The organism is Solirubrobacter soli DSM 22325, assembly GCF_000423665.1.
Lineage (GTDB): Bacteria > Actinomycetota > Thermoleophilia > Solirubrobacterales > Solirubrobacteraceae > Solirubrobacter > Solirubrobacter soli.
In genome coordinates, this window is the sequence record NZ_AUIK01000045.1 from 1 (window position 1) to 20588 (window position 20588).

At 70.2% G+C, this 20588-nt stretch carries 21 protein-coding genes and 1 pseudogene; 11 read left to right on the plus strand and 11 right to left on the minus strand.

All coding sequences use genetic code 11. From position 1 onward, the window contains the following. Positions 1-245: 245 nt before the first annotated feature. The 4 genes and pseudogenes from G569_RS0128750 to G569_RS0128760 all read right to left on the minus strand — a co-directional run bounded on the left by G569_RS0128750 (position 246) and on the right by G569_RS0128760 (position 2836). Positions 246-434 (minus strand): tautomerase family protein, encoded by a 189-nt coding sequence (locus G569_RS0128750; RefSeq protein ID WP_028065978.1) that lies wholly within the window; start codon positions 432-434, stop codon positions 246-248. Between the two features lie 157 nt (positions 435-591). Beyond that, positions 592-1248: an HAAS signaling domain-containing protein gene (locus tag G569_RS59150; protein ID WP_028065979.1), complete on the minus strand. Its 657-nt coding sequence runs from the start codon at positions 1246-1248 to the stop codon at positions 592-594. Then, positions 1190-1408, minus strand: a pseudogene (locus G569_RS66530) (PadR family transcriptional regulator); the annotation flags it as partial. The pseudogene G569_RS66530 and the gene G569_RS59150, both read right to left, overlap by 59 nt. Positions 1409-1414: 6 nt before the next feature. Further along, positions 1415-2836: a hypothetical protein gene (locus G569_RS0128760; RefSeq protein ID WP_157592388.1), complete on the minus strand. Its 1422-nt coding sequence runs from the start codon at positions 2834-2836 to the stop codon at positions 1415-1417. A 561-nt stretch (positions 2837-3397) separates the two neighbouring features. Here G569_RS0128760 and G569_RS52375 point away from each other — a divergent pair. The 3 genes from G569_RS52375 (at position 3398) to G569_RS0128775 (ending at position 5387) form a co-directional block, all read left to right on the plus strand. Continuing rightward, positions 3398-3703 (plus strand): response regulator transcription factor, encoded by a 306-nt coding sequence (locus G569_RS52375; protein ID WP_053227116.1) that lies wholly within the window; start codon positions 3398-3400, stop codon positions 3701-3703. A 173-nt stretch (positions 3704-3876) separates the two neighbouring features. Then, positions 3877-4083 carry a hypothetical protein gene (locus G569_RS0128770; protein WP_028065981.1) on the plus strand — a complete coding sequence of 69 codons (207 nt, stop codon included), beginning with the start codon at positions 3877-3879 and terminating at the stop codon, positions 4081-4083. Then, entirely contained in the window at positions 4080-5387 is a 1308-nt protein-coding gene (locus G569_RS0128775) for a ferredoxin reductase family protein (RefSeq protein WP_084285725.1), read from the plus strand. The genes G569_RS0128770 and G569_RS0128775 overlap by 4 nt, the downstream gene beginning before the upstream one ends. 373 nt (positions 5388-5760) lie before the next feature. Here the strand turns inward: G569_RS0128775 and G569_RS63105 are convergent, their stop codons facing one another. Continuing rightward, complete coding sequence (locus tag G569_RS63105; RefSeq protein WP_157592389.1) at positions 5761-5934, minus strand: hypothetical protein; 174 nt, start codon at positions 5932-5934, stop codon at positions 5761-5763. A gap of 797 nt (positions 5935-6731) precedes the next feature. Here G569_RS63105 and G569_RS0128785 point away from each other — a divergent pair. Next, entirely contained in the window at positions 6732-7169 is a 438-nt protein-coding gene (locus tag G569_RS0128785) for a hypothetical protein (RefSeq protein WP_028065984.1), read from the plus strand. Between the two features lie 98 nt (positions 7170-7267). On the opposite strand, the gene G569_RS0128790 is transcribed toward G569_RS0128785, so the two are convergent. The 3 genes from G569_RS0128790 to G569_RS0128800 are packed head-to-tail and all read right to left on the minus strand — an operon-like array spanning position 7268 to position 8715. Next, positions 7268-7687, minus strand: coding sequence for a YtxH domain-containing protein (locus G569_RS0128790; RefSeq protein ID WP_028065985.1), 420 nt, complete (start codon positions 7685-7687; stop codon positions 7268-7270). A gap of 17 nt (positions 7688-7704) precedes the next feature. After that, positions 7705-8121 (minus strand): phage holin family protein, encoded by a 417-nt coding sequence (locus tag G569_RS0128795; RefSeq protein ID WP_028065986.1) that lies wholly within the window; start codon positions 8119-8121, stop codon positions 7705-7707. Between the two features lie 3 nt (positions 8122-8124). After that, a complete protein-coding gene (locus G569_RS0128800; RefSeq protein ID WP_028065987.1) occupies positions 8125-8715 on the minus strand; it encodes a hypothetical protein in 591 nt (196 codons plus the stop codon). Positions 8716-8873: 158 nt separating this feature from the next. On the opposite strand from G569_RS0128800, the gene G569_RS0128805 reads away from it, so the two are divergent. The 3 genes from G569_RS0128805 (at position 8874) to G569_RS59160 (ending at position 13579) form a co-directional block, all read left to right on the plus strand. After that, a complete protein-coding gene (locus tag G569_RS0128805; protein WP_037499982.1) occupies positions 8874-9632 on the plus strand; it encodes a helix-turn-helix domain-containing protein in 759 nt (252 codons plus the stop codon). A 279-nt stretch (positions 9633-9911) separates the two neighbouring features. Next, complete coding sequence (locus G569_RS59155) at positions 9912-12110, plus strand: putative bifunctional diguanylate cyclase/phosphodiesterase (RefSeq protein ID WP_028065989.1); 2199 nt, start codon at positions 9912-9914, stop codon at positions 12108-12110. A 431-nt stretch (positions 12111-12541) separates the two neighbouring features. Next, a complete protein-coding gene (locus tag G569_RS59160) occupies positions 12542-13579 on the plus strand; it encodes a GGDEF domain-containing protein (protein ID WP_053227117.1) in 1038 nt (345 codons plus the stop codon). Positions 13580-13675: 96 nt separating this feature from the next. Here G569_RS59160 and G569_RS52390 read toward each other — a convergent pair whose 3' ends face one another. Continuing rightward, entirely contained in the window at positions 13676-14617 is a 942-nt protein-coding gene (locus G569_RS52390; protein WP_084285730.1) for a manganese catalase family protein, read from the minus strand. 109 nt (positions 14618-14726) lie between these two features. On the opposite strand from G569_RS52390, the gene G569_RS59165 reads away from it, so the two are divergent. From G569_RS59165 to G569_RS52400, 4 genes are all read left to right on the plus strand, one after another. Next, the gene (locus tag G569_RS59165; RefSeq protein WP_157592390.1) at positions 14727-15662 is read left to right on the plus strand and encodes an STAS domain-containing protein; all 936 of its coding nucleotides are present in this window, start codon (positions 14727-14729) and stop codon (positions 15660-15662) included. Beyond that, positions 15649-16065: a Na-translocating system protein MpsC family protein gene (locus tag G569_RS0128830; protein WP_169542271.1), complete on the plus strand. Its 417-nt coding sequence runs from the start codon at positions 15649-15651 to the stop codon at positions 16063-16065. Before G569_RS59165 ends, G569_RS0128830 begins: the two co-directional genes overlap by 14 nt. 245 nt (positions 16066-16310) lie before the next feature. After that, positions 16311-17336, plus strand: coding sequence for a DUF892 family protein (locus tag G569_RS0128835; protein ID WP_028065991.1), 1026 nt, complete (start codon positions 16311-16313; stop codon positions 17334-17336). 59 nt (positions 17337-17395) lie between these two features. Continuing rightward, complete coding sequence (locus G569_RS52400; RefSeq protein ID WP_157592391.1) at positions 17396-17785, plus strand: hypothetical protein; 390 nt, start codon at positions 17396-17398, stop codon at positions 17783-17785. Between the two features lie 4 nt (positions 17786-17789). On the opposite strand, the gene G569_RS0128845 is transcribed toward G569_RS52400, so the two are convergent. Together G569_RS0128845 and G569_RS0128850 are read right to left on the minus strand one after the other, a co-directional pair. Then, positions 17790-18911 (minus strand): fatty acid desaturase family protein, encoded by a 1122-nt coding sequence (locus G569_RS0128845; RefSeq protein WP_028065992.1) that lies wholly within the window; start codon positions 18909-18911, stop codon positions 17790-17792. A 19-nt stretch (positions 18912-18930) separates the two neighbouring features. Beyond that, positions 18931-20025, minus strand: coding sequence for a ferredoxin reductase (locus G569_RS0128850; protein ID WP_028065993.1), 1095 nt, complete (start codon positions 20023-20025; stop codon positions 18931-18933). Positions 20026-20588: the final 563 nt, after the last annotated feature.

Genomic DNA, 20588 nt, shown 5'->3' on the forward strand with positions numbered 1-20588 from the left:
ACGCCGCGGCGCGCGTCCGGGATCGCGTAGGGCGCCAGCGTCTCGCGCCAGAACGACGGATCGAGCCGGGTTGCTGTCACTTCGTCGCTCATGCCGCGGCTCACCGCTGGACACGCTCTCAGGGCGACCCTGAACCGCGCCTGAACACGGGGTCCGGGAGTCGGCCCTCGACCGACAAGGCCGAGCGCAGGCGCGGCGCCCAAAACACAGGAGGCACTTCGCACTGAACGTAAAGAGACTTTCGATCAAAAAGTCAGCACGGTCCCGCCGATGCCCCAGCCGCCGTCGGCGACCTCGTCGACGAGGACCATCGTGTTCGCACGCGCCTCGACGCCGAATACGACGGCGTAGAGGTCGGTGACGGCGGTGACGAGCTCGGCCTTCTGCTCTTCGCTGAGCAGGCCGGCCGGGACTTTCAGGTTGGCGAATGGCATGCGTTCCAGGATCGAGGGAAACCGCGGCGGTTGGAAACACCGATCGCAGGTGACGTCATCCGTGATCGTGGTCAATGGGACTTCCGTATCGCGCTGCCTAACGGGCGCGAAAGTGCCCTTCTCGACGGACTCGACGGTTCGCCGCGGGTGCCCGGGTTCACCGCGCCGCGGCCGCAGTGCGAGATCGGGAGTTCGTCCCGAGCCACGATCCGCCTTGGCGACGTGTCGCTCGGAAGGCCAGGTACACCATCGCCGCGAGTGGGATCAGGGCTGACGCGAGAGCGAGGGTCATCTCGGCGCCGCTGTTGGGTTCGCAGTGGCGCAGACCGCACCACTCCGACCCGCGACCGACGATCGGCTCGACGATCGTGACCACCGCGACCACTGTGATCGCCCATAGCGCCAACGCGATCGCCTTCTCGCGCCTCCGCCCGAAGTGAGACACGACCACTGCCATCAACCCGAGCAGCATGCCGGCAGGACCCAGGGCGTTTCCGACGATCAAGACGGCGACTGCCAGGAGCGGCGTGGGACGCCAGTCGAGCAGCGTCTTCAGACGAGGCACCGGTCGCGGCGCCTCGGCCTCGGCGATCTCGCGGGGATCCCCCAGCCGCGCGAGCTCGACGGCGACTTCGGCGTCGGTGGGCGACCGGCTGAGCGCCTCGGCCAGGTGCGCATCGATGTCGGCGACCAGTTCGCGACGTCGCGCGCCGGGCAGATGGCTCGCGGCTCGCTCGAGCCGGTCGAGATAGTCCTCAACGAGCGGATGCGGTGTCTGTGTGCTCATGGGATGATCCAGCGGCCAGAAGGCCATCGACGGAACGCGAGAACCGACGCCAATCAGCGGCGAAGGCGTCCAAGACCGCTTCGCCCTCGGCGGTCAGCGTGTAGTAACGGCGCGGCGGACCGGATGGCGACTCTCGCCAGATCGTCTCGACCAAGCGCTCCCGGCGCAGCCGGCTGAGCAGTGGGTATCGGGCTCAGCCATAGGTCTTGGTCGGGTACTGGTCCCCTTCGAGCCCGGCCGTCTTGTAGAAGCTTGAATCCTCGCGCTCGAGCCGCTCCATCAGGCGAACCAGGTCCCGCGCGTGCCGAGCCGCGACTTGATGCGGGCTCAGCTGGGGCCGCGAGCCGATCGCGGGCGGCGGTGGGCTTGGTTGTGAGGCAGGCGCGGCAGTCGGCGACCTGGTCAGGAGCGCGCTCTGCGTCAGCAGCGGGTCGAGTTGCTCCGCGCCGAGGTAGTGGCTCAGATAGACGCTGTTGGTGCGAATGCGCGGAGGGATGATCGACGGTGCCTTGGCGCCGTGCGAGCCGCGGTTCAGGTTCGTCCGGTCCAGGGCGTGGTAGGCCGCGGTGCACTGGGCGCAGCTGTAGTAGTTGTTGCCCGCGTAGCGCATCTCCCACGGCTGCTGCGTCAGTGTGGGCTGCATCTCGCTGTGCAGCCGGATGTCCGCAGAGGGGCGACTATTGCCGAAGGCCTGACTCCAGTTCCGTCGCTCGTCCGCGGTGGTCAGGACGGGGGTGATCGGGCCCGTCACCTTCTGCGCCTCTTCGAGTTCCTTCCTCTCGAGGATGCGGTTCGAATACGGCTGTGGCGGTTCCTGGGAGTCCTCGGGCGGCCGGACCACGGTGAAGTTGTGGCCCTGGCCGTTGAGCTTCTCCCCGACGCGTTTGGCCGTCGCGTCCTCCGCCGCGCCATCGGTCACGTTCTTTGTCTGCCAGCCACTCCCCGCGTCAGGAACGCGAGCGCCGCGACGAGCCTCGTACAACCCTTGCCAGTGCTTCCCGACGGCGGCCATTCGCTCTTTCATCTGCGCGCTGGGAGGGGAGAGATCTCGCCCGGTGGACTGGGGCGGGGCCGCCCGGAGCAGCGCGGTGGCCACCGCATGACGTCGCACCTGGTCCCCGAGCTGAGCGAGGCTCGCCGGCTTCTTGTGGCGAAGTTCTCGCCAGCGAATCGCCGTCAGGACGTCGGGAACCTCGCCCAAGGCCGCGTCCAAGGTCTTCTGCTCGTCCGAAGGCGGTGACCCGCGCTTCGGCGGGTCCCAGTTGGGTGCCGACGGCTCGTCCAGAAGCCGTCGATCCGGTGCGCCCGATGCCAAGGCGTGAGCCACCTGCGGCGTCTGCTTCGCGAGCTTCGGCGACAGCCCGCCGGAAACGACGAAGCGCGACTGGATCGCCTTGTCGACGCCGCCCCGCGTGGCCTTCGACACGGCCATGAAGTTCGCCAGATCCGCGTAGGGAAGGTATTGAGCGACGACTTCGGCGGCGCCGTTGAAGCCAGGTGGTGGCCGGCCGTCGGGCGATGGCGGAGGAAATGTCGGGACGCCGGCCACCGCAGCCTGAGACGCGTCGGCGGAAAGGGGCAACTGTGCCGCCGCTGCGGCCGCGGTCATCGGCACGTCCAGAAGCGTCCCGCTCAGCGGTCCAACGGGGAGATCCTGGCGCGCGGCCGCCTTCTTCGCGGGCGAGTTCCCGGAGCCCTGCCGATCGCCTCTGAGGCTCCGTTTCGCAGGCCGATCCATGGTCCACAGTCTCGCCCGAGCGTGCGGTGGTCGAGAACGGGGACGAGCACCATGACGGCACAGAGGGTGCTCTGAGCGCCGCGCTTTCGCCCGCGGCGCGCTGATCCGCATGGGCCCGGACTCGCCATATTGAAGGTCCGCGCGGTGACCACGGCCCGCCGCCGCCGTCTCTCTCGAGTTGAGGTGTCCTGTCTTCGACGAACGAGCCACGTTCGGGACTGAAAGTGGGCGAAGCGGCTACGACCAGGTGATCAGGACGTGCGTTCCGTTCGACCTAGCGAACTCGAGCGCGTCGAGCGACGCTTGTCGGGCGCGCTCTGCGGCAACGTGCCGGGGTCGCGCTCGCGCATGACGGACTGGAAGCGATCCGCAAAGCGACCGAGAACATCTGCGACGCGCTCGTGCTGGACGTGATGCTGCCGGGGGCGCGGATTCGAGGTGTGCGCCGAGCTGCGCCGGCGCAAGGTCTCGACGCCGGTGTCGATGCCGGCCGCGCGCGACCGCGTCGAGGATCGGGTCCACGCGCTCAACGCCGGCGCCGACGACTACCCGGCCAAGCCGTTCGAGTTCGTCCAGTTGGCCGCTCGCCTGTGGGCGCTGGGGAGGCGCGGGCCGATCGAGCGGCCGACCGTGTTGCAGCCCGGCGATCTGCGCCTGGACCCGATCGCGCGTTCGGCGAGTCGCGGCGATGTCGCGCTCGCGGGTCACCGCCATATTCACCACGGAGATCGCCTCAAGTCATAGATCCGGCTCGGGCCCCCGCTTCGATCGGATGGTCGACGACGTGCGCGCCTGACCGCTTCGTGAACGCGGTGCCGCATCGGCACGCGATGCCACACCATGACTGCGGCGTCGGGCCGGCCACCCACGCGCGAAGTTGACGCGAACTTGACAGACGCGGTGTGAGCCTCGGCGCCATGTCTTCGCCTCATCGTGGCCTGCTCGCCGGACTGCTCGCGCTCATCGTCTTCGCGGCCGGCGCCGTGGCGATGGCCGCCCACGCGCCGACCGCCGCCGTTCCCACGTCCATCAGCGCGACGTCCCAGACGGACGGAGCCCGAGCCGACGGCGGCGAAGACGGTCGTCGTGGACGGGGGTTCGTCGGCTTCCGAGACGAGCGGTGAGCCGCACCGCTCTTCGGGCTGCCTTGGCCGGCGCGTACGCGGCGACGATCCTCGTGCCGCTGGCGCTGATCGCCGGCATCGTCAAACCCGGGGCGAATGGGCGTCTCGTGGTGTTCGCCGACGCACTCGGCTTCGCCGCGGTCTCGCTGATCGCCCTGCAGATCGTGAGCTCCGGGAAGTGGGCGGCGACGACGCGCGCCTTCGGACTCCGTCGTGTCCTCGCCCTTCACCGACACGCGGGAATCGCCGTGCTCGTCCTGGTCGTCGCGCACATCGCCGTGCTCGTCGCCGACGATCCCTCCCGCCTCGCCTTGCTCGACTCGGCGACCGCGCCGCCACGAGCGCGCGCCGGCATGGCGGGTCTCGTCGGCCTCGGTGCGCTGGCGGCGACGTCGGCGTGGCGGCGACGGCTGCGGCTCAGCTACGAGCGCTGGAAGGCGCTGCACCTCGCGCTCACCGTCGTCGTCCTCGCCGCCGCGTTCGCGCACCTCGTCTGGGTCGACTCCTACATGTCGTTCCCCGCTGTCCGCTGGACGACGGTCGCGATCGTGGTGCTCGCCGCGGCGGCGCTCTTCTGGTCGCGGATCGCGCGTCCGTACACGAGCGCCACACGGCCGTACCTGGTTCAGGCGATCACGCCGGAGCGCGGCGACGCGTTGACCTTGGAACTGCGCCCGGAGCAGCATCGAGGCGTGCGGTTCGCGCCCGGTCAGTTCGCTCGACTGCGGCACGCGTCCTACGCAATCGACGATCACCCGTTCTCGCTGAGCTCCAGCGCCGGAACATCGGCCTGCCCACAGTTCACGGTCAAGGCGCTCGGCGACTTCAGCAAGGCAGTGCGTGACCTGCGAGTCGGAGATCGCATCCTCCTCGACGGGCCTCACGGCGAGCCGGTACACGACGCACCACCGGTGCGCGGGCGGCTGCTGATCGCGGCCGGGATCGGCATCACGCCGGCCCTGAGCGTGATCCGCACCGCCGCCGAGCAAGGCGATGCTCGCCCGCTGCTCCTGCTCTACGGGAGCCGGCGGCAAGCGGACGTGACGTTCTGGGACGAACTGCGCGAGTTGCAGCGCCGCCTCCCCAGTCTGCGCGTCGTGCACGTCCTCTCTCGCCCGACCCAGGGGTGGATCGGCGAACGCGGGCGGTTGAGCGAGACGGTCCTACGGCGCCACGCTCCGACCGATGTCAGCGACTGGAGCGCGCTGCTGTGCGGGCCGCCGTCGATGGTGGACGAGCTCAGCGAGGCGGTTCGCCGGCTCGGCGTGCCCCCCTCGAGCATTCAAGCCGAAGGGTTCAGCTGAACGCAGGCCGTGGTGTTGGTCTGCCAGCCCGCCGGTTCGCAGGTGGCGAGAGAGGTGGCGTTTGAGGGCGCGGTTGGCTTCGCGGCGGGCGGTGAGCAACTTGCCGGAGAGCCTGCGCCGCGGCCGTCGCTGCTCAGACCGCGGTGAGGATTGTCGGCTGGGCCCTGGCCGGAGGGGTCGTGGCCAGGGCCCAGCACGGCCGAGGGTGGGTCCGTCCATCCGTCGGTAGCGGGGCCGCAGGGGTCCGGCTGCTCACCGCCACAGCGGACGCTATCTGCTTCGCTCAGCGGATCCTGATCGAGCTGGACACTTGACCAGGTGCGGGGGTCGGGAATGTGACGCCGGCTGCGACCGGACCGCGTCGCGGTCGTCCTCACTTCTGCGTCGCTTGGCGTGCGGCATCGTGCTCGAGCTCGCGTGCGCGTTTGACCATGAACGCGCCGATCGACCCGGCCAGCGTGGCGACGACCGTGATCGCGTAGGCCTCCATCGCGACGTCGAGGATGCGGCCGCCCGCCGAGATCGGGTTCTGAAGCGACGAGGACACGGTGAGCAGCTGCGTGGAGGTCCAGAACAGCGCGCTCCCGAAGGTCGTGATGCGTCTGCGCGGCGCCGTGCTCGAGCAGAAGGCCCAGCCCAGCGCACACCAGGTCCACGATGAGCGTCGCGACCGCGATCGCGACGATCCGGTCCCTGAGGTGCCCATGCGTCGGCGTTCCGGCGCGCGCGACATCGCGCAGCTCGCTCCCCGCCTCGCGCATCACGCGAACGATGTACATCCGCCTTCCGTTCGCACTCCGCGACGAATCTCCTACGACCCGTCCCGACCCCCCCAAGGCACCCGAGCTCGACGCAGGTCGTGCTCGCGGCGAGCAGGTCGATCGCTGACCGCCGGTGCAGCCGTTGGCCACGTGAGGACGACATGGGCCATACAATCACCCGTGGAGGGCATGCAGGCGAGGTCAGGGGACCTGGCATCACCGGCTGACTTCCGAGACCCAGCTCAGCGAGCGTTTCGGAGGTGACGTCCATGCCCGGACCCGTGTCTCACACCCCACGACCGCGGCGCCTACGAGCCCCCGCGTGGCTCCGGACGTTCAGGAGCCGGAGCAGGAGGCGTGACCGCCTGCCGGCGGCGGAAGGCAGCGCGAGCACGACTGTGGGCATCGGGCGGCGGCCGAGCGGGTGGACGAATTGATCGGCGGAGAGAGCGGGCCTCGCGCGCGCCGGCGAATCACCGGAATACCGAGCCCGGAGGGCTCCCCCGTCACACGGTTCGGGCGCGTCTGCGCGCAGCTGGGGCTGGACGACCCGGACCTGTTCGCTCCCCGCCGCCCGGTCGTCATGGCCGGCCTGCAGGCGGCGACGTGGCTCGAACCGCCGCAGCTGCAATCGCTCATCCGCGCCCAACGGCCACACGTGATCGTTCGCAGGGGCGCCGTCACCGGAACCTTCGACGAACAACTGCGGGCGGCGTTCGGTTGCCTGCGCGAAGACGCGCGGCACCACGGGCGCCTGGTCGCGTTCGGCCAGGCTTGGGGCGCATGCAACCGCCTTGGCGCGCTCCTCACCGCGCGCTCGGCCGGCACGACGCAGCTCGTCGCCAGTGCCGTGGCGGGCGAGGTCCTCTGCCGGCTGCTCGACGACATCCAGGTACGCCGCGTGCTCAGCCGCGACGACGAGCGCCTCCTGCGCCACGCGTGGCATCAAGCGCATCCGGCCCCACCGTACGTGCGCCGCCAGTTCTCGGCGCATGCCGGAACCGTCGTCGCGAACGCCTGACCGCAGCCGCTCGGCCTTGGGTCGATCCGTGGCATCGCTCGGCGCGCGGCGAGCCGCGGCGCAGAGCCAACACGGCTCTGCGCGCGAGCGGGCCGGGCCTAGCTCGCTGCTGCCTGCGCGTGCTCCTGCGCGGTCGTCTTGAGCTCCTCGGCGTGCTCTCGGCCGCTCTCCTTGGCGGTCTCGGCCGCATCCTGCGCGACCTGCTTGCCGCGCTCGAGCGCCTCTTGGCCGGTCTCTTTTGCGCGCTCGATGACGTCGTCGGACATCGTGCCGAGCTTGTCGTCCTCGATGCGCGTGGACGGGATCAGCATCCCGGCCAGGAATCCGACGGCGACCGCGCCGACCGCGAGGCCGAGCGGGTTGTCCTGAGCCACACTGCGAGCGCGGCGCGCCTGCTGGTGGACGTCACCGGTGTCGGGGGTCGCGCCGACGACACGGTCTTTGATGCCGACCACGCGGTCCTTGGCGCGTTCCTTGACGTCGGCCTTATAGCCGAGCGCATCGACGGTCTCGCCCATCTCTAGACGCGTCTGCACTATCTCTTCGCGGATCCGGTCCGGGTCTTCGCCCATTGGATGTCCTCCTTCACGGTTTCAACGGTCTGCGGAACAGGGGGTGTGGCCCTTTGGAGCGCGTTCTTGCCGGCCATGGCCAGGGCGCCGGCGAGGGCAAGCCAGAGCGCGGTCACGATCAGCGCCGCGAGCCAGAGCGCCATCGCGCCGTCGAGGGCGACGATCAGCAGCGCGGTCAACGCGCCGAGGCCGAGCAGGCCGGCGACTCCGCCGCCGACCAGCAAGCCCGCGCCCTTTCCGGCCAGCTTGCCCTTCTGCGTGACCTCGGCTTGGGCCAACTGGAGCTCCTGCCGGACCAGCGTCGAGGTCTGGTCGGCGAGATCCTTGACCAGCTCACCGATGCTGCGCTCGCGCGCATCGATCGGGTCGTGTGTGGCCATGGGCTAGGCGCCCCGCTCGCCGGGCTGCGTGTAGAGGCCCTGGTCGGGGGCGAGGGGAGCGCGGCCGCCCCGCGCGTCCAGCGTGCCGCCATTGGCAGTCGAGGAGGCGTGCGCCGGCGAGCCGGCGGGGCTCGTCGACGTGCCTGCGGGCAGGTCACGTGTCGTGTCGCGCGCCGCTGCGGAGCTCGACCGCCGTTCGCTGGACGCCTTCAGGAAGCGCGAGGCGGCAACGCCGACGGCGAGCCCGCCCGCGATCACGGCCCATGGCTGCCGGCGCCCGAAGTCCTCGAGGTCACGCAGGATCGTGTCGCCGTCAGAACGCCGAAGGTAGGCGCCGAGGGACTCTGCCCGGTGCGCCGCCTGCTCGGCCAACTTCGCGGGCTGGTCCTTGCCCTGGCGCCGCAGTTCGGCCCCGACCGAGCGGATGTCCTCGGCCGCCGAGCCGACGCGCTCGCCGGCCTCGGTCGAGCGCTGGTCGACCTGGTCGCGAACCGTGCGCTTGGCCTGCTGCGCACCTTCGTGGGCCTTCTCCTTGGCCTGCTCGGTCGTCGAGCCCGGCCGTTCGGCCGTCGTGGTCGTCCCTTGTGCAGTCATGGCGATGCACTCGCCGTCGAGTCGTCATTGCAGTCGGAGCCGGTGCCGGATGTGACCGATCGGCACGGTGCCAGTCAGGAAATCGGCGCCGCCGCCCCCATGAGCCACGACCGGCGGGTAGAGCCTCGCCGTCATCGAGTCGTAAGGCAGGCCCCGAGATGTTCGAAGTACAGACCGCGCAGTCGCTCCTCAGGTTGGATCCTGACCTCGGCGAGCTGATGAGCGCCGAGCGCCGAGCGGCGGCGACGCGAACGCTGCGGGTCAGCGTTGTGTCGTTGCGGCCGGGGCGGTGGCGGCCCGACGCGCTGGGCCGCGCGAACCACGCCTCCAGCATCGGCCTGCTCGTCCTCGCCGGCGCCATCCTCTGCAACGTCCGTTTGCTCGATACATCCAGCGCGGAGCTGTTCGGTCCGGGTGACATCATTCGCACCTGGCACGCCGACGCAACCGCGGACACGCTGACCGACGGCGTCGAGTGGCACGCGCTTTCGCAGGTGCACCTCGCGATCCTGGACAGTTCCACCGCGCTGGCGTTGCGCCACTATCCCGAGGTCATGTCGATGGTGCTCGACCGGTTGCACGCACGCGCCGAGCGCCTCACCGTGACGCAGGCGATCTCGCAGGTCACCGGCGTCGACACCCGGATCGAAGCGATGCTGCGCCACCTGTCCCAGCGCTGGGGACGAGTGGGAACCCACGGCGTGACCGTCGGCCTCCCGCTCTCGCACCGGATTCTCGGCTCGCTCGTCGGCGCCCGCCGCCCGACCGTCTCGACAGCGTTGGCCACCCTCGCGGCGGAGCGGCGCGTGATCCGTCAGTCCGACGGCTCGTGGCTGCTCCCCAGCACCGCGTCGACGACCGGCATCGACACGCCGGTCATCGCGACCGCGACCCTCGAACAGACGCTGGCGGCGTGACGCGCCGGCCCCACACTCCGAGACGCAACGGCGCCGCCGTGTGACGCTTAGGCAACTCCCCCGCGGGCGGTCGACGGGAGCTGAAGCACGCAACGTCATGCCCCTGACGCCCGCGTCAGCTCGCGAGGCCCGCAATTGCGTGTCGGCACCGTTGCGGCCGATACCTGCAGTGTGGGCTCGTTAACGCCACGGCATCCCGACGTTCAGACGTCAGCCCCTCGACGCACCAGGTCGTGGCTTCTGGCCGCGATCGTCGTCGTCGTTGTCGGCTGGGCCGCAGTGGCCGCACTGTTGCACGCCCGCGTCGGAGCCGAGCGGACGCGGGTGCTGGCGCTGGCCGAGGCCTCGGAATCCCTGCACGAGATCGACGCGCTCGGCTGGCGCGCCTCGTCCGGGGCGCTCGACGGCGCGACGCTGGTCAGGGAGGGATCGCGTCGCTGGATCGCGATGCACGCCGACCTGGAGCGCGCGGAGTCACCCGCCACATTGCGCATCTTCGAGCAGACCGAGCGCGACGTCGCGAATCAGACGGCCGCGATCGCCACGCGACCGCGCGCGGTACTGGGCTCGTCCGGGAGTGCGCTCGCCGATCGCCTGGCGCGGCTGGAGCGTGTGATCGAAGCCGCCCGCGACCGCGCCGAAGCGCGGGCAACACGCAACGATCGCCTGGCGCGGCTGCACACCCTGGGCGGGGGCGTGATCGCGCTGCTGCTGGTCGGTGGGTTGCTGCGCGCGTACCGCCGTGCGACGCGAGCCGCGGCGCGGCTCCGTGACCGTGCCGCGCGTGCCGAGGGAGAGCGGGAGGCGCTGGCCCTGTCCGGCCGCCGGGTCCGCGCGCTCGTCGAGCATGCCTCCGACTGCATGCTCGTCGTCGACGCCGACCACGTGATCCGCTACGCGACCGACTCGCTGCAGACCCTGACCGGGTGCACGTCGGCGGATGCGCTCGGCCGCCCGGTCGACGCCGTCCTCGAGAGCACCGTGCCCGCCCACCTGCGCCGCGTCGTGTCCTCTGCCGTCGGGACCAGTGTCGTGAGCGCCGAGACCGTGCTCCGCGCGAACGCCGGCGCGCTGATTCCCGTCGAGCTGCGAGTCGCCGACCGGCTCGAGGACCGGGACGTCGGCGGGCTGATCATCACCGTCCGCGACGTCTCCGAACGTCACCGGCTCGAACGACAGCTGCGTGCGACCGAGCTTCGCGATCCGGGCACCGGGCTGCCGAATCGCATCCAGTTCGAGCAGTGGGTCCGCGACGCGCTGAATGCCGCCGGGGACACTCCCAGGTTGGCCGCGATCGTGCTCGACCTCACCGACCTGCAGGCGGTCAACGAGTCGCTCGGCTACGCCGCCGGCGACCACTGCCTCGCGGAGTGCGCGCGCCGGCTGCGCGACGTCGCGGGCACGGGGGGCCGGCTCGCGCGACTGGCAGGCGACGAGTTCGCGCTCCTGGTCGACGACGTGACCGTCCCCGAGATCGCCGAGCGCTGGGCACGCCGCCTGCTGGACACGCTCGCGGCGCCCGTCGTCCTGCCCGAGGGTGATGTGCCCCTGACCGCCAGCGCCGGTGTGGCGCTCGCCGCCGCCGGCGGCAGCCCGGCCGACCTGATCCGCGCCGCGGACACGGCCGTGCACGCCGCGACCCGCCGCGGCGTCGGACACATCGAGCTCTTCTCCCCCGCGATGCACGCGCGAGCGCGGCGGCGCTTGAACCTGCGCTCGGCGCTGGCACTGGCCGTCGAGCGCGACGAGCTCACGCTCGCCTACCAGCCGATCGTCGACCTCGAGCGCGGGGAGACGACGGCGGTCGAGACCCTCCTGCGCTGGACGCTCGACGGACAACCCGTGTCGCCCGCCGACTTCATCCCCGTCGCCGAGGCCAGCGGCCTGATCGTCGCGCTCGGAGCCCGCGTGCTCGAGCGGGCCTGCGTGGAGGTGGCGGAGTTCTCGCGCAGCGCCGACCGGCCGCTCAACGTCTCGGTCAACGTGTCCGCCGTACAGCTGCGGTCGCCGGGGTTCGTCGGCGTCGTCGCGTCGGCGCTCGAACGCTCAGGGCTCGAGCCGTATTCGCTCGTGCTCGAGCTCACCGAGTCCGCGACCCTGGACGACATGCCGGGGGTGCAGGCGACGATCGCGGCCGTGCGCGCGCTGGGCGTCCGCATCGCCATCGACGACTTCGGCACCGGCTACTCCTCCCTGGCCACGCTCGCGGCGCTGCCGGTGGACGTCCTCAAGCTCGATCGTTCCTTCGTGGCGGCGATGGACGAGTCCCCCGCCCATGAGGCGCTGCTCGCCGGTGTGCTGTCAATGGCGCACCGGGTCGCGCTTCCGACCGTCGTCGAGGGCGTCGAAACACACGAGCAGCTCGACCGCCTGATCGCGTTCGGCGCGCAGTACGCCCAGGGCTACCACCTGGGTCGGCCCGGCGCGCTGGCGACGCTCGCGCCGAGCGCGGCGGGGCGAGCGCACGTGACACGCTGACGCCCTTGGGCGATCGCGGCGGTATCCCGGGCAGGCGCAACAGCCGTTGACGGTCCCGTCAGGTCCGGGACGCGGCCGAGCCGCGCGTGTCCGCGTGATGTCAAATCCACTGCGGTCATAGGCGGCTAGGGCTACGGTCGGTCACGCAACGGCGGGGCGAGGCCACATCGCCTCGCATGGAGTGCGATCCCTGCGGAGGGGTATCGGGTCGCACCGGGTTCGCACCGGCGCGGCGCCCGTTGCGCGGCCTTCGGAGGGTGAGGCCCGCGGCGGGCGCTCGGCGGCGATGCTTGTGGCACCGGCATCTTGAGCCAACCCCGGCCGTCGGTCGGCAATACGGTGTGACATCTCCCCCCACGGCGCTCCCTCGAACGATCGTCGAGTCGTGTGCGGGTTCTGCGTCCTGCTGCCGACTACACGGGGCGAAGGCTATGCAGGTAGATTCAGCGACACGCGTCGTCCACGGACTCGAGGCGATCATCGACGCGGCCGCGGGCGTTCTGTCGCAGAAGTCGCTTACCGCCACGCTGGACGGCATGGTCCGCGAGCTGCAGCCGATCGTGCCCTTCACCAGCCTCGCGGTGTACGAAGCCGACCACGACGCTCGCGTGCTCGTACCGGTCTACGCCGTCGGAAGGTGGGTGGAGGAGACGCTCGCCAACCGTCCCGGGTTCGATACCAGCCACGCCGGCGGCGTCGTGCAATCGGGGGAGCTCGCCCACCTCGACTCCTGGGACACGCGGCTCAAGCGCTACACGATCCCCGGGACACCGGTCGACGAGCACGAGGCGATCGTGATCGCGCCGCTGACCGTGGGCGAGACCGTCATCGGCACCCTGGTCGTCTGGCGGGAGGAACCCGGCGGGCCGGTCTCCTTCAGCCCGGAGGAAGCACAGCTGTTCCGCCGCTTCGCCACGCTCGCGGCGCTCGCCTACGCGAACGCCCGCCAACGCGAGCAACTGCTCGAGCAGGCCGCGACCGACGCTCTGACCGGCCTGGCCAACCGTCGCGTGTTCCACGAGCGGCTGGCCGCCGAGCTCGCGCGCGGCCGCCGCGAAGGCCGGCCGGTCTCGCTCGCGCTGTTCGACGTCGACGACTTCAAGTCGATCAACGACAACTATGGGCATCCGGCCGGCGACGCTGCCCTGCGCGGGTTCGCCCAGGTCCTCAGCGGGCAGGCCCGTGCGTCCGACGTGGTGTGCCGGGTCGGGGGCGAGGAGTTCGCCGCGATCCTCGCCGGGGCGGATGCCGAGCAGGCCGCGGAATACGCCAGGCGTGCCCTCGGTGTCACCCGCGTCTCCGCGCTCGGGCCGCGACCGGTGACCGCCTCTGCGGGAGTCGCCACGGCTCCAGACGGTTCCGAAGGCGCCGACGAGCTCTTCAGACGCGCCGACGAACAACTCCTGGCTGCCAAGCGCTGCGGCAAGGATCGCGTCGCGGTGAGCACCGAAGCCCACGCCGGGACCTGACGAAGCGGGTGGGCCGTAGCGCCGCCGCCGTGCGACGCCGCCTGTGTCGTCAGCCGATCAGTGCGTTGGCGGCGCCGAGAGCTGCGGTTGCCCGGTCTAGATCTGCGCCTTGGTGTGCCCCTTGGCCGTCGCGCCACCGTTGTTGGCCACGATCCCGGTCACCTTGTCCGGGAGGCCGGCGGCCTTGCGCAGCTTCTGGGCGATCTCGGCGATCTCCTCCGGGGCGTAGTCGGGCGCGAACACATCCCTCTGCGGAGGGAGGTCGTTGGGCGGAAAGCCCTCAGGCGCCTCGTCGACGACCTCGAGCGGCTCGCCCGTCTCCGGGTGGGTGCCGTTGAAGACCGCCCCCATCTCCAGGTAATCGTTCGGCGAGAACCGATAGAGCTTCAGGTGCAGCCCTTCCTTGATGTGCGGCTGGCATTCGGGGATCTTCTCGGTCGCGATCCGCGGTGTCGGGAACAGCTTGGTCATGTCCGCGCCGGTCAAGTTCTCCAGCGCACGGGCGTACGCCACCTGGTGGACGCCGCCACGCACGAGCAGGTAGCCGGTCAGCGCGCGGGCCGAGGGGTGGTCGCACATCTCATAGACGCGCAGCTTGCCGCTGCGGGCACCGGATTCGAGGAAGTAGTTGTGTGTGAGGTCCTCCACCAGATCGCCCGAGGAGTGCACGTAGTCGCCGGTCCATGGCTTGCCGTGCGAATCGGCCGGCAGCGCGCCTTTGCCCCCGAAGAGGAAGTGTTGCTTGTACGGCTCGTCCTTGGCGTCGTCGATCCTGGCGCCGGTGAGCATCGTGTTGATCGTCGCCGCCACGAGCTCGATGTGCCCGAACTCCTCGGCCGCGATGTTGGCGATCAGGTCATAGAAGGGACGCGCGCCCTGGCGGTAGCGAAAGTTGAACGACTGGAACGTGTAGTTCATCAGCGTCGACATCTCGCCGAACTTGCCGCCCATCAGCTCCTGGACGGCGGCGGCGCCCGCGGGATCGGGCGTGGACGGCGGAGGAAGCTCCACGCCGAGGCGATCGATACGAAGAATCATGGCCAGGCGCTACCCACGCCGTGCCCAAGATGCCGGGCGACGGGTCACTTGCGTGACGTGCCGCTCGCGTACCTGCGATCCGCGGTTCCCCGCCGGCATCTGAGCCGCGGTGATCATCGTCGCCATCGCGACCGCTTGGCGGTATCGTCTGTCGAGAGGGCTTGAGCACTGGGTTCCCGGCGCGGCCGGGAGCAGCGTGATCGGACTTCGGGTGTGCGACGCGACCTGGAGTCTGTACATGTCTTCTCACAGCGGTTCTGAAGGTCCCGACGGCGTGTCGCCGGCCTTTGGCTGCGTGTGGTCCGCGACCGGGGTCGACGCGGCCGCAGTGCGGCTGGGAGGCGAGCTGGACGTGATCACGGCTCCGCAGGTGACGCTGGTCTTGCGGGAGGCGCTCGAGCATGCGCGACTCGTCGTGATCGACGTGCATGAGCTGTCGTTCGTGGACAGCTGCGGGGTGCACGTGTTCCTCGACGCTACGCGCCAAGCGCGCGACGCCGGGGCGCGGCTGGTGCTGGTCGGCGCGTCCGCCGAGCTGGAGCGGGTGTTCGTCCTGACCGGAACGCGCGGTCTGGTCGACATGCTCGCCGGCGCGCCCGCGGCGAAACCGGTGCTCCAGGATGCGGTCCCGAGGACCCCCTCACCGGTGACCGACGGCCGGCGAGATCCACTCAAGAACCCCGTCAACGCCGGGATCGTCACCGCCCGAGTGATGGACATCGCGGATCGCGCACTGTGGACGCACAGCCGCGACGGCTCGATCCGGCGCGCGTGGGCGCCCGCGGCGGCAGCGGTGCGCGTCCCGGCCGGCACGGCGGTCGAGGTCTATCTCGATCGCCGCGGCGCGATCAATGGCTGGTGGCACCGAGACTCCGGTTTGGCGATCAATCAGCGCCGGCTCGCGGCCGACGCAGACCCGGAGTCGGCGGCCGGGCTCGCCTGCCAGGGGCCGTGCGGGCTGGTGTGGCGGGCCCCGGCCGCCGCGGAACTGCTCGATCACGACGAGCACTGCCTCACCTGCGCTGGTGACCTTGCCCTCCTCTGACCCCACAGCCCCGCTGTCGGGCCCCGCGCTCCTGGACGCCGTCACCGATGCCATCGTCGCGCTTCATCTGCGCTACTACGGGCGGGCGCCGGCGACGGCCAAGACGACCCGATTGGGCGATGACCTGCTGGCGTGCACGCTGGGCGGCATCTACACCGACGTAGAGAAGACGATGATCGAACTTGAGCGCGCCGACGACGTGCACGACACGCGCAGGATCTTTCAAGCCAGCACGCGCCACACCTACGTCGACGCCGTCCAGCGACTCTCCGGCAGGGCCGTCCTGGCCTCCGTGTCGAACTTTCACGTCGGCCCGGATCTCGCGGTCGAGCTGTTCTGGCTGGCTCCCTGGACCGCGGCGGAACCGCGAGCGTCTCGAAGTGGGAACGCGCGTTCGCTGTGACGGAGGTCACAGAGAGCGAACACCTGTTTGACGATCGAGCGTCTCGGGCAGGACATGAGTAAGGGATCGCACGAGCATCTCGCCGCGCTCCCTCTTCTCCGTTGACGGTCGGCTGCCTGTCGATCGAGACGAAGCCGTCGTTCACGACGACGGAGGGCCACAGCTGAGACCGGTCGCGCGTTTGCCGGCTGCGGCGCCATCCCGGCCATTCCCCGCCCCCGCCCCAACACCTTGGAGGACGACTCATGAGAGAGTCCGAGCAACAGAAGATCGTGCAGTACCTCAACGAGGCGCATGCGATGGAGCACGCGCTGGTTCGCGTGCTGCAGTCGCAGATCGCGATGACGCCGCGCGGCGCCTATCGCAGCGCACTGGAGTCCCACCTGGGCCAGACGCACGACCACGCGCAGCGCGTCGGCGAGCGGCGGAAGGCGCTCAGCCAGGGCTCGAACCCGCTGATGGCCGTGGTCGGGCTGCTCGAGACGGCCGCCGGCCAGGTGCTGGCGCTGGGCAAGACGCCGTTCGACCTCCTGCGCGGCTCCGGCGGCGAGGAGAAGGTGCTCAAGAACGCCAAGGACGCCTACGCCAGCGAGGCCCTGGAGATCGCCACCTACACGGCGCTCGAGCGGCTCGCGGAATCGGTCGGGGACACGCAGACCGCCCGAATGGCCGCCTCGATCCGCGCCGACGAGGAGAAGATGCAGGCGCGCGTCCTGCGCGAGATCCCGAAGCTGACCGACGCGGTTGTGCGGGCCGAGACCAAGGGCCAGCCGTCCTACGACGTCACCACCACCGGCGCCGCGGACGCGGCCCGCGGTGTCGGCGAGGCCGCCAAGGACGCCACCAAGACGACGGCCAAGGCGGCCAAGCGCACCGCGCGTCAGGCCCGCAAGGTGCCGGGCGTCGCCCGCGCCGAAGGCGAGATCAAGGGCGCCGTCGCGTCCGAGAGCGACCTCGCGATCGCCCGCTACGACTCGCTCACCGCGCAGGAGATCGTCGACCGGCTCACCGAGCTCTCGCAGATCGACCTGGCAAAGATCGATGCGTACGAGCGCAAGAACCAGGACCGCACCACGATCCTGAGACGCATCGACTCGCTGCGCGGCGACGAGCCGTGGCCCGGATACGACGAACTGACAGCGACCGACGTCCAGGCCGTCCTCTCGGAGGGCGACAGCGATCGCGCCGAGCAGGTCCGCAGCTACGAACGCGCCCACAAGAACCGCACCGGCGTCCTCAACGCCGCCGAGCGCGAGCTCGCCAACGCCTAGCCGTCCCGAGGCCCAGCCCAGGCTGGGTCCCGGCCATTCTCTGACATCAGGAGCCGTACATGAGCATTGCCGACAAGGCCCGCAAGATCCCCGGAGTGGCAGCCGCCGAAGGCGCCATCACCGGCGCCGTGGCGACCGAGGAGGACCTGCCGATCGCCCACTACGACCAGCAGACCGCCGACGAGATCGTGTCCAAGCTCAAGGGCTTCAGCCAGCGCGAGCTGCGGATGATCGGCGCCTACGAGACCAAGCACGCGAACCGCGCGACGATCACTGACCGGATCGCCAAGCTCTCGGGCGACGAGCCCTGGGCGGGCTACGACGAGGCGAGCGTCGAGACGATCACGCGCACGCTCTCCAAGGCGGACGACGCGACCGCGCGACAGGTGCTCGACTACGAGCGCAACCACAAGGACCGCAAAGGCGTCGTCGACGCCGCGACCCGGTAGGCACTCACCTGGCGCTGCCCCGTGCGTACGGGCCGGGCTTCGGCCGCGGTCGTCCGCCGGGGAACGCCAGGCGCAGGATCGTGCGTTGCACCATCCCGAGTTGCTTGAGGAAAGGCCCGGTGTTGTACGGCAGGCGGTAGCGCTCGCAGATCTCCTTGACCCGCGGCGCGATCTCGGAGTACCGGGTGCTCGGCATGTCGGGAAAGAGGTGGTGCTCGACCTGGTAGCCGAGGTTGCCGCTCAGGATGTGAAACAGCGGGCTGCCCTCGATGTTGGCCGCACCGAGCAGTTGCCGGACGTAGAAGCGGCCACGGTTCTCGTCGGCGACCTCGGCCTCGCTGAACGTGTAGGTCTGATCGGGGAAGTGGCCGCAGAAGATGATCGAATGCGCCCAGACGTTGCGCAGGATGTTCGCGGTGACGTTCGCAGCCAACGTGCTCTTGAACCCCTTCGGTCCCGCCAAGGCCGGGTAGGCGACGTAGTCCTTGGCGATCTGCCGGCCGGCCTTGCGAGCCATCCCGAGCAACTCGGCCTTCAGCGCGGCGATCGACTTCTCGCGCTTGCGAATCGCGTCCAGGTCGAGATCGTGGAACGCGACACCCCATTCGAAGAACGCCATCAACGCGAGGTTGTAGATCGGCTGGAGCAGATAGATCGGCAGCCACCGCTGGTGCGGATCGATCCGCATGATCTTGTAGCCGAGGTCCTTGTCCTTGCCACGGATGTTCGTGTAGGTGTGGTGGATGTAGTTGTGCGAGTGCTTCCAGGCCTCCGGGGTCGAGGCGGAGTCCCAGTCCCAGTTCGAGGAGTGGATCGACGGGTCGTGCATCCAATCCCACTGGCCGTGCATGACGTTGTGGCCGATCTCCATGTTCTCCAGGACCTTGGCCACCGAGAGCGTGGCGGTCCCGACGACCCAAGCGGGCTTGTAGCGCGCGCCGAACAGCAGGACGCGCCCCAGGACCGCCAGTCCGCGGTGGGTCTGGATCATGCGCGTGATGTATCGGCGGTCGCGAGTGCCGAGCTCGGCGAAGACCTGTTCGTGGATCGCATCGAACTCGCGCGCGAGCTCGTCGATCTCGTCGTCGGTCAGGTGCGCCAGCGGGCTTTCGATCATGGTCGTCATCCGGGTTCCCGTCCCTTGGTCAAAGTGCGATCTCGATCGGCCCCTCAGGGGCGTTGATGCAGGTGCGGACGATCTCCCCGGGCTGCCCCGAGACCTTGCCGGTGCGCAGGTCTCGCACCCGGCCTGAGGACAGGCGCCCGACGCACGTGCGGCAGATGCCCATGCGGCAGCCGTAGTCGAGGTCCAGGCCTGCTCGCTCGCCGGCGACCAGGATCGGCACGGAGCCGTCGGACGACGTTCGCGCGCGGCTCTTGGAGAAGCTGATCGCGCCGCCGGCGCCCGCGGCGTGGCCGTCGATCACCGGTTGGAAGCGCTCCATCCGCAGCCGGTCGCCGACCCCGGCCCGTTTCCAGGACGCCGCGAGGTCGTCGAGCATCGCCCCCGGGCCACTTGCGAGCGTGGTCCGCGTCCGCCAGTCCGGGCAGAGGTGATCGAGATCGATCGGCGACAGGCGTCCGTCGGCCTCGGTGAGCTGGAGATGGAGGCGATACCCGGGTCGGCGGTCGGCGAGCGCGAGCAATTGGGAGCCGAACACGAAACGGCCGGCGGTCCGCGCAGAATGCAGGTGCACGACATCCAGCAGCCCGTCGCGGCGGTCGAGGTCGCGGAGCATGCTCATGATCGGGGTGACCCCGCTGCCCGCGCTGATGAACAACAGCGAGCGTGGCAGTGGGTCCGGAAGGGTGAAATCACCCTCGACGCCACCCAGGCGCACGATCGTTCCCGGGCGCACGGCACGCACCAGGTACGGCGACACCTTGCCGGCGGGCAGCAGTTGCGGCGTGATCGAGATGCAGCCGTCGGGGCGGCCGGGATCGGAGGTCAGCGAGTAGGCGCGCCAGTGATGCACACCCTCGACCACGACGCCGACCCGCAGATACTGCCCCGGCACGTGTCCCGGCCAGACCCATCCCGGCCGGATCACCACGGTCACGGAATCCTCGGTCTCGGGCTCGACGGCCTCGACCCGCCCGCGCAGCTCCCGTGTGGACCACAGCGGGTTGATCAGCTCGACGTAGTCGTCCGGCAGCAGCGGCGTGAAGAGCACGCCGGCGGCACGCAGAAGCCGCCGGTGGGTTCGCGATACGTCCGGCCGGGTGCCGCGTTCAGCCACGGACGTTGGCCTGAAGGTCGGGCATGTTCGAGCGTCCTCCGATCGCGCGGATTTGCGAAGCGAAGGAAGTCAGCTGCCGTTGCCGGACGACCGCGGCGCGCGTGCCCTCCGACCTCGATGCTACCCCTCCCCCGGCGAGCGCAGACGGTCAGCGCGGCGAGCGGATGTATGAAAGTGAACCGCCGCGAGCCTGTCTCTCGCGGGCCGTGCACCTGAGCATCGTCACGGGGTGCGAGTCCGTCGACTCGCTCCAACCGCTCACGCGCCACGTTGATAGGCGATTCGGGGCGTTCGGCATCCGAAGCGGCCGGGTGCGGAAGGACCTCCGCCTGTCCCGGCGACGTTGTCGAGATCCCGAGTGACATCGGGCAGACAGTGAAACCGACGTTGCTCGCCAGCACCCCGAGCGCACCAAAATGACATCGCTGCCGAGAGACACCGCACACATGCCGGTCCAGCCGGTGAGCGCCTAGGTGTAAGTCCCGAGCAGGTTGTTCAGCCGGTTGATCGGTGGTTGGTGGCCGATGGCTGAGTGTCGGCGGCGATGGTTGTAGGTCCACAGC